Origin of the sequence: Clostridium sp. (assembly GCF_026168755.1) — a bacterium.
GTDB lineage: Bacteria > Bacillota > Clostridia > Clostridiales > Clostridiaceae > Clostridium.
Map to the genome: position 1 here is coordinate 1 of NZ_JAPFDR010000026.1, position 13791 is coordinate 13791.

General features: G+C 26.6%; 12 protein-coding genes and 1 other annotated feature (1 of these 13 only partly in view). Of the genes, 11 read left to right on the plus strand and 1 reads right to left on the minus strand.

Annotation, left to right across the window (positions count from 1 at the left end; genetic code table 11):
• Positions 1–333: 333 nt before the first annotated feature.
• Genes Q0Y03_RS10105 through Q0Y03_RS10115 form a run of 3 tightly spaced genes read left to right on the plus strand, consistent with a single transcriptional unit; the run spans position 334 to position 3296 of the window.
• Entirely contained in the window at positions 334–1575 is a 1242-nt protein-coding gene (locus tag Q0Y03_RS10105; RefSeq protein ID WP_297713701.1) for a pitrilysin family protein, read from the plus strand.
• Positions 1576–1588: 13 nt separating this feature from the next.
• Positions 1589–2227, plus strand: a complete 639-nt coding sequence (recX, locus tag Q0Y03_RS10110; RefSeq protein ID WP_297713702.1) for a recombination regulator RecX — start codon at positions 1589–1591, stop codon at positions 2225–2227.
• A 13-nt stretch (positions 2228–2240) separates the two neighbouring features.
• Positions 2241–3296 (plus strand): transglutaminase-like domain-containing protein, encoded by a 1056-nt coding sequence (locus tag Q0Y03_RS10115; protein ID WP_297713703.1) that lies wholly within the window; start codon positions 2241–2243, stop codon positions 3294–3296.
• A gap of 12 nt (positions 3297–3308) precedes the next feature.
• Here the strand turns inward: Q0Y03_RS10115 and Q0Y03_RS10120 are convergent, their stop codons facing one another.
• The gene (locus Q0Y03_RS10120) at positions 3309–3665 is read right to left on the minus strand and encodes a tetratricopeptide repeat protein (protein WP_297713704.1); all 357 of its coding nucleotides are present in this window, start codon (positions 3663–3665) and stop codon (positions 3309–3311) included.
• Between the two features lie 162 nt (positions 3666–3827).
• On the opposite strand from Q0Y03_RS10120, the gene Q0Y03_RS10125 reads away from it, so the two are divergent.
• The 8 genes from Q0Y03_RS10125 to clpA all read left to right on the plus strand — a co-directional run bounded on the left by Q0Y03_RS10125 (position 3828) and on the right by clpA (position 13489).
• Positions 3828–8117: a 2-hydroxyacyl-CoA dehydratase gene (locus tag Q0Y03_RS10125; RefSeq protein ID WP_297713705.1), complete on the plus strand. Its 4290-nt coding sequence runs from the start codon at positions 3828–3830 to the stop codon at positions 8115–8117.
• Between the two features lie 120 nt (positions 8118–8237).
• Positions 8238–9188, plus strand: a complete 951-nt coding sequence (locus Q0Y03_RS10130; protein WP_297713706.1) for a carbohydrate kinase family protein — start codon at positions 8238–8240, stop codon at positions 9186–9188.
• 214 nt (positions 9189–9402) lie between these two features.
• Positions 9403–9876, plus strand: coding sequence for a hypothetical protein (locus tag Q0Y03_RS10135; protein WP_297713707.1), 474 nt, complete (start codon positions 9403–9405; stop codon positions 9874–9876).
• 252 nt (positions 9877–10128) lie between these two features.
• Positions 10129–10260, plus strand: a complete 132-nt coding sequence (locus Q0Y03_RS10140) for a CPC_1213 family protein (protein ID WP_297713708.1) — start codon at positions 10129–10131, stop codon at positions 10258–10260.
• A 17-nt stretch (positions 10261–10277) separates the two neighbouring features.
• The gene (locus tag Q0Y03_RS10145) at positions 10278–10538 is read left to right on the plus strand and encodes a hypothetical protein (RefSeq protein WP_297713709.1); all 261 of its coding nucleotides are present in this window, start codon (positions 10278–10280) and stop codon (positions 10536–10538) included.
• A 17-nt stretch (positions 10539–10555) separates the two neighbouring features.
• Positions 10556–10726: a hypothetical protein gene (locus Q0Y03_RS10150; RefSeq protein WP_195990111.1), complete on the plus strand. Its 171-nt coding sequence runs from the start codon at positions 10556–10558 to the stop codon at positions 10724–10726.
• 213 nt (positions 10727–10939) lie between these two features.
• Positions 10940–11239, plus strand: coding sequence for an ATP-dependent Clp protease adaptor ClpS (locus Q0Y03_RS10155; RefSeq protein ID WP_297713711.1), 300 nt, complete (start codon positions 10940–10942; stop codon positions 11237–11239).
• Between the two features lie 3 nt (positions 11240–11242).
• Positions 11243–13489, plus strand: coding sequence for an ATP-dependent Clp protease ATP-binding subunit ClpA (gene clpA, locus Q0Y03_RS10160; RefSeq protein WP_297713712.1), 2247 nt, complete (start codon positions 11243–11245; stop codon positions 13487–13489).
• 83 nt (positions 13490–13572) lie between these two features.
• Positions 13573–13791, plus strand: a binding site (T-box leader); it runs 12 nt beyond the window's last position.

The following is a 13791-nucleotide window of genomic DNA, read 5'->3' on the forward strand; positions in this document are numbered from 1 at the left end:
ACGTGATTCTGTGTTATTATTTGGGTAGTCCATAGTGATTATCCTCCGTGTTGGTTTTGTTTGGCAATTAAATCATAACACAGATAATCCACTATGGATTTTTTTATTAGTTCAATTTCATTTTACAACAAGTCAAAATAATTTGTTACATAAATTATAAAACATTATTATCTAATTATAAAGTATGATATAAAATAGTCCATAGTAATTAATATAAAAATTATATTATAATGAATAAAATAGATTGAATAATATAATATGTTGTAATTATATATCAAACATATTATATTATAATTCTAGATAGAATTATATAGGTGGGGGAAGGTAGATTCGATGGTAAAAATAAATTTTGATGTAAAAAAGCATAAATTAGAAAATGGTTTAGAAGTTATAACAATAAAGAAAGATACCCAAATCTCATCAATTAACATAGGTGTAAAGGTTGGAGCTTTGAATGAGAGTTTAAATGAAAAGGGAATTTCTCATTATATAGAACATATGTTATTTAAAGGAACTGAAAACAGAACCTTTCAAAAGTTAAATGATGATTTAGAAGCATTAGGGGGAGAGTATAATGCATACACGGATTTCTCTCAAACGGTTTATTCTATAAGTTGTTTAGAAGAAGAGTTAAAAAATGCTATTGAAATATTAAGTGATATGTTAATTTGTCCTAAGTTTCCTGAAGAAGAAATTGAAAAAGAAAGAGGAGTAATATTAGCAGAAATAAGATCAAGTAAAGATAGTGTAGAAGATTTTAGCTTTAAAAAAATAAATGAAGTAGCATTTAAGAATAGTTCATTACGATATGATGTTGCAGGTTTAGATGAAAATGTAAAAAGTTTCACTAAAAAAGAGCTTTATGATTATTATAAAAAGTATTATATTCCTAATAATTCATTGATAACTATGGTATCATCATTATCTCATGAAGAGGCTTTTGAGGAAATATCAAAGCATTTTAGTAAATGGGAAGCAAATGAAAGGATTAAATTAGTAGTTAAAGATGAAAAAAATATAAATATAAAGAAGGTAACTACTAAAGAAAATATAGAACTTTGTACAATAATTTATTTATTTACATTTTACGATTTAGATAAAAAGTATGAATTGCCATTAAGAATATTAAATCATAGATTAGGGGAAAGTGCTAATTCTTTATTATTTAGAGAGGTAAGAGAAAATAGAGGGTTGGCATATGATATATATTCTCATTTAGATATTACTCAAAATGTAAGAACTTTATATGTATATACTGCTGTTGATGAGGAAGATATCGATGATGCTGCTAATGCAATTGAAGAAATTTTTAAGGATATTAAGTTTAGAAATATAACAATTGGAGAGAATGATTTAAATATAATGAAAAAAGTTCATAAAACTGCAGTTATATCTACATTAGAAGATTCAGTTGAGTTGTGTAGTTATATATTAAGTCAAAGCTTAGAAGGTGAAGATATATTTGAATTTTTAAAAGATATGGATAGATTAAATACAATAACTGCTTATGAAATATATGAAGTAGCAAATAAGGTTTTAAATGATCCTACTATTCATATATTAAAATCTTCATAAGGTGGCAATAATTATGAATATAATAACTAAAATTGAATTAGGCAAAAGAAATAAAGAAAGAGTAAATATTTACATTGATGATGAATATGCTTTTTCTATAAGTGCAGAATTAGTTTATAAAGAAAACTTAAAAGTTAAAGATAAAATCAATATTGAAAGTTTGAAAAAACTAGCGGATGAAGACAATTATATAAAGTGTAAAAATTCAGCTCTCAGAGTAATTGAAAGAACCTATAAAAGTGAAAAAGAGTTAAGAGATAAGTTATCATTAAAAGGTTACGAAGACCATATAATTAAACGAACAATAGATTTTTTGAGAGAATATAATTTATTAAATGATACTAATTATGCAAAGATGTATGTAAAAGATAGAGCTAGAAATCAAGGGAAAAAGAAGATTAAATATACACTTATGCAAAAGGGAATAGATGAAAATATAATTGAGGAAGAACTAGAAAAACTAGATAAAGATGAGATAAGAGAAGTTGTACATGAGATGGCATTAAAGAAATACAAAGTTTTAAGTAAAAGAGAAAGTGATGAATATAAATTATCACAGAAATTATATAGGTTTTTAATGGGGAAGGGGTATGATTATGATTTGATTAAAGATGTTGTTAAATCTGTAGTCAAATCAGAAGATTTAGAATAAAGGGGAAATCTTAATGAATGAAATACTCTCTTATACTATATGTTTATTTGTAATAATATTAGGTATTACTAGTAGTGTTAAAAATACACTTAAAAGACGAAGGTTAAGTTTTTTATTAGAAAGAGTTCTTTATTATTTTTCTATATTGATAAGTATTTTGTTAATAGCTTTGAAGATAGATATAATACTTAAAGGTATTACAAGAATAACTACGGTAAATTTTAATTTAAGTGGAATATACAATGATATATTTAAAATTGCATTACTTGTAGTTTTATTCTTTTTGATTCAAGGTATTCTATATAAGGTTTTAAAGTATATTTTAACTCCTATGTTTTTTAATATAAATAGGAAAAATAGTTTTCTTTTAGTAGGAATATCATCTATTTTAGGAGCTATAAAGGGCATTATATTTTTATTAATTATTTTTGTAGGGATAATTACCTATAATAATACAGTAGGAATCTATAATACATTAGAAATTTTTAATGAAAATAAAGTATATACTGAGTTATCAGATATATTAAAAAGAAATACTGGTGAACTCACAGAAGAAGTAGTTGAGAATTTTCTTCCAACTAGTAATATAATAATATATTATAATGGAGTAACATTAGAAGAGGGGGTTTTATCAAATGATGAAATTAATGCTATGGCAAGAGAGTTAACTGAAAATGCTACCAATGATATGGATAAAGCACGAATATTATATTCATGGATAGGTAGTAATTTAGAATATGATTATGATAGAGCAGAAAAGGCATTGAATAATGAAAAGGTAGAAGATAGTGGAGCAATAACAGCCTTTAAAAAAAGAAGTGGAATTTGCTTTGATTATTCATGTCTTTATGTAGCTATGGCAAGAGCAGTAAACTTAAATGTTAGATTGTTAACAGGAAATGCATATGATGGTTCGCAGTATGGCCCTCATGCATGGAATGAAGTATATATAAGTGAAATAGAGGAATGGATACCTGTTGATACTACATTTTATTCAGCTGGAAATTATTTTAATAATAATGATTTTTATGATGACCATATTATTGATAGTATTGCAGGAGAATGGTGAAAGAAAAGCGCTTTATAGCGCTTTTTTATTTTTAGATATTATTAAATTTATTGCTTTTTCACAATCTTTATCTGAAGCATCTAGAGCCCATGCTCTATTAAAGTAAATTAACGCTTTATTAGTATTTTCGAGCATTGCATAGCAATATGCTAAATTAAAATAGTATTTACTTTCTTTTTGTATACATAATGCTTTTTTTAACATATCAATAGCGGAGTTAAAATCTTTAAGTTTTATATAACATACACCAGCATTATAATAAGCACAACTTTCATTTTCACCAGCTTCAATTGACTCTCTATAATTTGAGATTGCTTTAGAGTAATCTTTATTATTATAATATTTATTTCCTTCATTAAAGTAGCTCATAATACCCTCCTAAGTGTTTAATACAATATTTTAATTATTGTCTATAAAATATAATATTATTCATTAAAAAGTATTATATTAAATTGATTTACAGATTTAGTAAGTAGGTTAAAAATATGGTATAATTATTTTGTATAATAAAATTTGGGAAGAGTGGTAAAAATGAAATATTTCAAATTAGGAATAGACATAGGTTCAACAACAATAAAAATCGTAGTTTTAAATTATTACAATGAAGTAATATATAGTGATTACAAAAGACACTTTTCAGATATAAAAACGACTTTAAAGCAATCATTAAAACAGTGTATTGAAGAGTTAGGTAATGTTGATTTAAAAGTAACAGTTACAGGATCAGGAGGAATTGCAGCAGCAGAATGGTTAAAAGCTGATTTTCAACAAGAAGTTATATCATGTACAAGAGCTGTTGAGGAGTTTTTACATAAAACTGATGTTGTAATTGAACTTGGTGGTGAGGATGCTAAAATAACATACCTAAAAGATGGAGTAGATCAAAGAATGAATGGAACTTGTGCAGGTGGGACAGGAGCATTTATTGATCAAATGGCAATATTATTAAACACAGATGCAAAGGGATTAAATGAATTATCTAAGGATGCAACTATTATTTATCCAATAGCATCGAGATGTGGTGTATTTGCAAAAACCGATGTTCAGCCACTTATTAATGAAGGAGCAAAGAGAAGTGATATTGCGGCTTCTATATTTCAAGCTGTTGTAAATCAAACTATAAGTGGACTAGCTTGTGGAAAACCAATACATGGAAATGTAGCTTTTTTAGGAGGACCTTTACACTTCCTTGATGGATTAACAAAAAGATTTATAGAGACTTTGAATTTAAAAGAAGGAGAGTATATTATACCTAAAAATTCAGAGTTATATGTTGCTATTGGTGCAGCAATATTATCAGAAAATAGAGAAATTATAACTTTAGGTGAGTTAATAGATAATTTAGATAAAGTTAATTGTAAGGAGATAATACAGAATAATTTACTACCACTATTTAAAGATGAAGAAGAATATTTAGAATTTTCAAATAGGCATTCAGCTAATAGAGCTAAAAGAGGTGAAATATCTAATTATTCAGGGAATATATTTATAGGAATAGATGCTGGCTCTACAACTACTAAATTAGCAGTAATAGGTGAAGATAATGAATTATTATATTCTAGTTACAATAATAATGAGGGTAGTCCATTAAATAAAACAATTGATATATTAAAAGATTTATATAAAAAACTTAATAAGAATATAACTATAGCCAAAGCTACAGTAACAGGATATGGAGAAGGATTAATAAAAGCTGCTTTAGGAGTAGATATAGGAGAAATAGAAACGGTTTGTCACTTTAAAGGTGCAAAATCATTTATGCCTAATGTAGATTTTATTTTAGATATTGGTGGACAGGATATGAAGGCCTTGATTATTAAAGATGGAGTAATAAATAATATATTATTAAATGAAGCTTGCTCATCAGGATGTGGTTCATTTATAGAAGGATTTAGTAAGTCATTAAATATTTCTATAGATGAATTTGCAAAGCTTTCAGTTAAAGCTGAAAAACCTGTTGATTTAGGATCTAGATGTACAGTATTCATGAACTCTAAAGTAAAGCAAGTCCAAAAAGAAGGGGCTAGTGTTGGAGATATTTCAGCTGGACTATGTTATTCAGTTGTAAAAAATGCATTATATAAAGTTATAAAAATTAGAAATTTTGATGAATTAGGTAAAAATATAATTGTACAGGGTGGAACATTCTATAATGATGGTGTATTAAGAAGTTTTGAAAAACTAACAGCTGCTAATGTTATAAGGCCAGATATAGCAGGGTTAATGGGGGCTTATGGAGCTGCACTAATAGGTAAGGAAAATTATAAAAATGGCGATGTATCTACTTTAATAAAAGAGGATAAGCTAGAAAAATTTGATTTTAAAGCTACTTGCTCTAGATGTGGAGGATGTGGAAATAACTGCTTATTAACTATTAATAAATTTGATAATGGTGAAAAATATATTACTGGAAATAGATGTGAAAGGCCATTAGGCAATAGCGGTAAAAAGTTAGAAGTTCCTAATTTATATAAATATAAATTATCAAGAATATTTAATTACAAACCATTATCAAAAGAGGAAGCAACAAGAGGAGAAATTGGTATACCAAGAGCTTTAAATATTTATGAAAACTATCCATTTTGGTTTACCCTTTTAACAGCGCTAAAATTTAGAGTTATAATTTCTCCAGTATCAAGTAAAAAGCTGTTTAATTTAGGAATAGAGACAATACCATCAGAATCAGTGTGTTATCCGGCAAAGTTAAGTCATGGTCATATAATGTCATTGATAAATAATGGGATAAAGACTATATTTTATCCTTGTATACCTTATGAATATAAAGAGGATAATAAAGCAAATAATCATTATAATTGTCCTGTTGTTACATCCTATCCTGAAGTTATAAAGAATAATATAGATAAATTGAAGGTGAAAGGTATAAAATATATTTCTCCATTTCTATCTCTTGATAATAAGGAAAAGTTATATAAGAGAATTTATGATGTATTTAAAAGCTATAATATAACTATGAAAGAATCAAAAAGAGCTGTAGATGCTGCATTTGATGAAAGAGAAAAGGTAATAAATGATATAAGAAAAAAAGGTGAAGAAACATTAAAATATATTGAAGAAAATAATATTAAGGGAATAGTTTTATGTGGAAGACCTTATCATATAGATGAAGAAATAAACCATGGTTTAACAGATATAATCACTTCATCTAACATGGCTGTGTTTACTGAAGATAGTATATCACATTTAGGGAATTTAGAAAGACCTATTAGAGTTGTAGACCAATGGATGTATCATACTAGGCTTTATAGAGCAGCAGCTTTTGTTAAGGAACGAAATGATTTAGAATTAGTACAACTTACTTCTTTTGGATGTGGATTAGATGCTGTAACAAGTGATCAGGTTTCAGAGATATTAGCTTCAAAAAGTAAGATGTATACATTAATAAAAATAGATGAAGGAAGCAATTTAGGAGCAGTAAAAATTAGAATTAGATCATTAAAAGCCGCTATGGAAGAAAGAGAAAAAAATAAAATAGAACTTAAAACTGTTGATAATAAATATAGTAAAGTCTTATTTACAAAAGAAATGAAAAAAGATTGGACAATTCTTGCACCGCAAATGTCTCCAATGCACTTTCAATTTATAGAAAAGGCTGCTAGGGAAGAAGGATACAATCTTGATGTATTACCTGCAAATGATAAAGAGGCTATAGAAGAAGGAGTAAAGTATGTTAATAATGATGCATGTTATCCTTCTATTTTAGTAATAGGACAAATGATAAATGCATTAAAATCTGGAAAATATGATCCAAAAAAAACTGCTGTAATAATAAGTCAAACAGGCGGTGGATGTAGAGCCACTAATTATATAGGCTTTTTAAAGAAGGGATTAAGAGAAGCTGGTTTTGAATATGTACCTATAATATCATTAAATGTACTAGGTATGGAAAAACAACCTGGATTTAGCATAAGATATTCTTTTATTAAAAAGCTTATGATGGGAATTATATATGGAGATTTATTTATGAGGGTACTTTATAGAGTAAGGCCTTATGAAAAAATTCCTGGATCAGCAAATGAACTATATGAATTTTGGAGAGAAAAGGCTCTTGAAAATGTTTCTAATGGAAATAAAAGAGAAATGAATGAAAATATAAAAAATATAGTAGAAGCATTTGATAAGTTAGAAATAAATGATGTTATAAAACCTAAGGTTGGAATTGTTGGAGAAATACTTGTTAAATATCATCCAACAGCAAATAATAATATTATTGATGTTTTAGAACAGGAAGGAGCAGAAGTTGTAGTTCCTGAATTATTAGATTTCTTTTTATACTGTTGTTATAACTCTGAATTTAAAAGTAAATATCTATCTAAAAGCAAGTTTGTTAAAACAGCATGTAGTGTAGTTATTACTTATATTGAATCATTTAGAAAAGTTGTAATAACTGAATTACAAAAAAGTGAAAGGTTTGGACATCCAACTTCAATAAGTAATCTTGCTGAAAAGGCGTCAAAAGTAGTTTCATTAGGTAATCAAACTGGTGAAGGATGGTTATTAACTGGAGAAATGATTGAATTAATTGAAAGTGATGTAAATAATATAGTATGCATTCAACCATTTGCTTGTTTGCCTAATCATGTTACAGGAAAAGGTATGATAAAAGTATTAAAAGCTAAATATCCTTCTGCAAATATTGTAGCAATAGATTATGATCCAGGAGCATCAGAAGTTAATCAAATAAATAGAATTAAATTGATGATGTCAGTTGCATTTAAAAATATGAATGTAGCACAAAGTGGATATAAATGTAGAAACGAAATAAAAATAGATATAAATAATTTAACAACTAACAATATATAGAAAAAAATAAAGAGAAATAAAAAAATCGACATTTTTTTATTTTCCTCTTTATTTTTTTTCGTGTCTTTACTATAATGTATTTATGTTTTAATAGGTTAAATTTGTAGCAGGAGAGATAGTATGAATGATAATAATCCATATATATTAGTTTTAGGGGCATCAATAGTTGATATTTTTGGCTTTTGTGGAAGAAGTTATGCACAAAGAGACTCAATTCCGGGACATATAAAAATATCTTTTGGGGGCGTTTGTAGAAATATTGCTGAAAATCTAGCAAGAGTTGGAGTAAATACACAATTTATTTCTACATTAGGAGACGATGAGAATGGTAAAAGTATTTTAGAGAACTCTAGAAAACTTGGATATAATATGGAGAATTCTCTTTTTTTAGAAGGAGAAAGAACTCCTACATATCTAGCAATATTAAACCATCAAGGTGAAATGGAATCTGCAGTTGTGGATATGGAAAGTTTAAACAAGATGGATGAAGCGTTTGTAGATGGAAAACATGAATTTTTTGAAAATGCTGAATATACGATTGTTGATTCAGATAATCCAATTTTATTAGAGTACATATTAAAAAAATACCAAGGGAAAAGTAAATTTATCTTAGATCCTGTATCTGCAAAGAAAGCAAAAAAAATTCGTCATTTAGTGAAATATTTCCATACTATAAAGCCAAATAGATTTGAAACAGAGGCTTTATGTGGCTTTAAAATCGAAACTAATGATGATTTAAGAAAAGCAGGTAGATTCTTTATAGAACAAGGTGTAAAAAATGTATTTATTAGTTTAGATGCAGATGGAATATATTATATAACTAGTGAAGGTGAAGAAGGAACATTAGCTTGTTGTGAGCCAATAAATGTAAAAAATGTAACTGGAGCTGGAGATTCATTTGTGGCTGGGATAGGATATGGATATATGAATAACTTAAATATTAAAGATACACTTAAATATTCAGTTGCCATGTCAATAATAACAATTACTCATGAAGAGACAATAAATCCAAAGATGAGTCATGAATTAGTTGAAGACTTGGTTAATAGGACAAAGTGGAGAGAAAATTAAAGATGTGGACTTATTAGATATCATTAAATATTTAAAAAATTAATATGATATTTGATAAGTCTTATTTTTTATATAGTATTGTATTAAAACACAAAAATATGCTGATAATTATCAATTAATAATCTAAGAACACATTAATTAGTAATTGAATAATATAAATATGTAGAGTACTTTATAAGCACTCTAATTTTATACAAAAGAGTAGGTGCTTAGTATGTATATTGATATTTATCATATTTTATATGGAATAGAACATGAAAGGTATAGATATATAGGTGCAGGTTCAGCAAGAAAGGTATATGATTTAGATAATGGATTTGTAATAAAAATTGCTAGAAATATTAAAGGGATAGCGCAAAATGAAGCAGAGTTTTTTATTTCAAATGATGATAGTTCTTCTCTACTTGCAAAAGTTTATTTTATCTCTGATGATTGTAAATATTTAATTATGAAAAAAGCTAATAATATTAAAAGTGAAATAGAGTTATTAAATTATTTTAAAATCAAAAATAAAAGAGAGTTAAGTAATAATAAATTTATTAAAGAAATCCATGATAGACATAATTTAGTTTGGGCAGATTTATATAAATTTACAAGTTGGGGTAAGATAAAAAATAGATTAGTATTAATTGATTACGGATATACAAAAGAAGTATATAATGAGTTTTATAGGAAAAATATCGTGTAAATGAAAACCGCAGTATACTTATACTGTGGTTTATTTTAACATATTAATACAAAACTAAAAATTACAATTATCAGCTAAATTAGCACATAATACATAATAGGATTATAATAATAAATAGTTTTAATTAAGAAGAAAATATACTTTTATTTAATATACTCGTAAATAAGTATTATACTAAAAATAAGAACAAATGGAAAACATCTAATAGGATAATAGAGAAAGGGAAGGAAAGAATATTAATGAGGTGATATTATGGGAAACAAGATGAAAAAGACAAAACATCAACATAAAAGTGTAAATCATAATCCACAAGTAGAAAGCGTAAAGGCATGTTTTGGAGAACCTAAAGCAAAAACATATAATCCTACTGACTTTAAGATTTAAATAGAGGTAGAAAGTATATGGATAAATATAATTATGTATTTAGATGGTTAAAAAATTCATCAAAATCAGAACGTCACATTGATGAAATGGAGTATTTTGCAAAAAAACATCCTATAATTTTTATGAAATTTCATAAATTATCTGGAGAAATAGTAAAATGTGAAGAAAATGATCCAAAATATATTAAGTCTAAAGAAGAATTAACCAAATTATTTGATGAAAATCAAGAAGAATTTAAAGTTGTATTTGATTCAATTAAAAGCAAATTTAATTATTAGGTTATGAGGTAAATATTATGGATAATAATAAAAATAGAATGAAAGATAGACCTAAGTCTAAAAATGAATTAAGAAAAATTGATCCAACTGGAAATTCAGAAGTTGGAATAGAAAATGGAGAAAAAATAGGTGCTCATGCTCATAATAAAAAGAGTTATAAGACATATGAATGGATGCAAGATAAATAATTATATAAAATAATTAAATAGAAAAATAGGGTGTATTTAATTAATTAAATATACCCTATTTTTTTGTGAAATTTTATTATATTAGAAACTACTGAATTAACAGTATATAAATTATATTAATTTAAAGTAGTATTAGTAGTGTTGATATTGATGATTATCATTAATATAATAAGAGTAAAAGGAAATTATATAGTGATTTTACAGGAGATATATATGGAAAATGGAGTTGTAACAGTAAACAAAGAAAGAGTAAAGGTAAAAAAACCAAGGCATTATAAGGTTGTTATGCATAATGATGATTTTACTACAATGGAATTTGTGGTTAATATATTAATGATTGTTTTTAAAAAGGATATAAATTCAGCAAATAAAATAATGATGGATGTTCATAAATTAGGAAAAGGAATAGTTGGAATTTATCCTTATGATATTGCTACTACAAAGGTAGCAATGGCTTTAGATATGGCAAAGGAAGAAGGTTTTCCTTTTAATATTACTATTGAGGAGGCTTAATATATGGAAATAACAAGAGAAGTAAATAACATTTTAGTTGAAGCGTATGAATTGGCTAAAAATAATAACCATGAATTTGTAACAGCAGAACATATATTGTATGCAATAACATTTCAAGAAAGATTTATTGAATTTGTTGAAGAGTTATCAAGTAGCATTGATGATCTTAGAAAAAACTTATTACAATACTTAAATAATTATGTAGAAAAAGATGAAAGTGGAAAGATACAAGAAAGTTATAGTTTTCAACAAGTTATTTTAAGGGCGAGTGAACAGTCTATTTATGCTAGTAATAATAGTATCTCAATGGAACATATGATATCTGCTATTTATGATTTAGAAAATAGTTATGCTCATTATTATTTATTAGAACAAGGAATAGAAAAAAGAGAGTTACTGTATAGGCTTTGTCATGATGAGGTTGAAAATACTTATTATGTTAATTATGATGAAACTGATAATGAGGAGTTAGAGATTGAAGAAAAGGAAATTAATAAAGAAGAATCTCTTATTAAAAAGTTTACTAGTAATTTAAATGAATATGTGAAAAATGAATATACTGATCCACTTATAGGAAGAGAGGATATATTAAATAGGACAATACAAATTCTTTGTAGAAGAACTAAAAATAATCCTATTCATATAGGTGAGCCAGGAGTAGGAAAAACAGCTATAACACTTGGGTTAGCTAGACTTATAAATGAGGGGAAAGTTCCTGAAAAAATAAAAAATGCAGAAATTTTCTCCTTAGATATTGGAGCTACTCTAGCTGGAACTAAGTATAGAGGAGACTTTGAGGAAAGAATAAAAAAAGTGCTAAATGAAATTAGCAACCATGAAAATCCTATAGTATATATAGATGAAATACATACAATTGTAGGAGCTGGGGCAATTGGTGGTGGCTCTTTAGATACATCTAATCTTTTAAAGCCATATTTAATGGAAGGAAAGATAAAGTTTATAGGGGCTACAACCTTTGATGAATATAAAAAGTATTTTGAGAAAGATAAAGCATTAATTAGAAGATTTCAAACAATAGAAGTTAAAGAAACTTCAGTAGAAGAAACAATTAAAATTATTCAAGGGCTAAAGAGTAATTATGAAAATTATCATAATGTAAAATATACTGATGAAGCCATTAAATTAGCTGTTGAATTAAGTAGTAAATATATAAATGATAGGTTTTTACCAGATAAAGCAATAGATATTATTGACGAAGCTGGATCTTATATCTCAATGAATAGAGAAGATTCTAATAAGAAGATAATTGATGAAAAAATAATTGAGGAAGTTATTTCAAAAGTATGTCATATACCAAAGAATACAGTAGAGAAAGATGAAATTTCATCTTTAAAGGAACTAGAAGATAATTTAGAAAAAAATATCTTTGGACAAAATAAAGCAATTCATGAAGTTGTAAGATGTATTAAAATGTCTAGAGCTGGACTTAATGAAGAAAACAAGCCTATAAGCTCACTACTGTTTGTAGGGCCTACTGGAGTTGGTAAGACTCAACTTTCGAAAACTTTAGCTGATAGTTTAGGTGTTAAGCTTATAAGGTTTGATATGAGTGAGTATGCAGAAAAGCATGCAGCAGCAAAACTTATAGGAGCGCCTCCTGGATATGTTGGATATGAAGAGGGTGGACTTTTAACTGATACAATTAGAAAAAATCCATATTGTGTTTTATTGTTAGATGAAGTTGAAAAAGCACATCCAGATATATTAAATGTTTTACTTCAAGTTATGGATTATGCAACTTTAAGTGATAATCAGGGAAGAAAAGCTGATTTTAGAAATGTAGTTTTAATTATGACTTCAAATGCTGGGGCAAAAAATATAGGTAAGAATGTTATTGGTTTTGGAGATAGGGTAATTAAAGATGAAGCTATAATGGAAGAAGTTAAAAAATTTTTTACTCCTGAATTTAGAAATAGACTTGATAAAATAGTTGTATTTAATCATTTAAATAATAAAATGGCACTAGATATTGCAAGAAAAGAACTTAATAAATTTAATGAGCAATTATCAAAGAAAAATGTTAAGGTGAATTTTGATGATAAGTGTATTGATTTTATAGCTAATAAGGGGATTTCTCAGGAGTATGGAGCAAGAGAAATAATAAGAATTATAAATCAAGAGATTAAGCCAATGCTAGTTGATGAAATTTTATTTGGAAGCTTAAGTTATGGCGGAGAAATAACTTTAGATGTTAATGAGAATAAGTTTATCGGAATTATAGAAAAATAGTAGGGATTATAAATAATTTAAAATTTGCAACACATTTGTTGACAAAGAGATAAAAATATCATAATATAAGAACAAATAAATATTTAAAAACATTGATAAAGAGGAGTAAGGAATAGGACATATTAAGAGAGGAAGGTCTAGGGTGTAAGCCTTCTATATGAAATATCCTGAAGGTAGCTTTTGAGTTTCTTTGGTGAAATAGTAGTAGCTAAAGACGGCTTATCTAAGTCGTTATTTGAATTAAGAGCCTATAAGAAGCAAATATAGTTTGCTTAGTAGGAATAAAGGTGGTACCGCGAGTC